At 50.6% G+C, this 409-nt stretch carries 1 protein-coding gene; it reads left to right on the top strand.

All coding sequences use genetic code 11. The features are described 5' to 3' along the window. Window positions 1-22: 22 nt before the first annotated feature. Window positions 23-409, top strand: a 387-nt coding sequence (locus D7V77_RS42820) for a hypothetical protein (RefSeq protein ID WP_199734027.1), incomplete at its 3' end; no start/stop codon positions are given.

Raw genomic sequence — 409 nt, 5'->3', positions numbered from 1 at the left:
ACGTGCCAACATGGAACTAGCAATGTCCAATCGAGATTTCGACCTTGACGCCATACGCAAGCTGGGGGTTGAGATCAGTCCCACAGGCGAAGTGAAATTCACCGAAGTCAAAGCCGACGATCTGGACACCATATCAGCCGTTTTGGATAGGCTGGGCCTTCGTGAGAAGTATGCACAGGAGGCTGTCAACTCCGTGCTAGCTCATTCGGCGCACGCCTCTTCAGGAAGTCTGCCTGTCGGCATGCCCCAAGGGGAACGGGTTACACCCAAGAGCCAATCATTCAGTGAAGTGGTGAAGCTCTATCTCGTTGAAAAGAAGCTGGACAATGTACCAAAGACTCTGTACGACAAGGAACGCATTTACAATGAGTTCCAAGGCTTCTATGGGGACTTGGACATTAACCAATAT

The sequence above is a fragment of the Corallococcus sp. CA041A genome (assembly GCF_003612075.1).
Lineage (GTDB): Bacteria > Myxococcota > Myxococcia > Myxococcales > Myxococcaceae > Corallococcus > Corallococcus exiguus.
The sequence above is the reverse complement of the archived record's forward strand: the minus strand, read 5'-3'. Positions and strand labels throughout refer to the sequence as shown.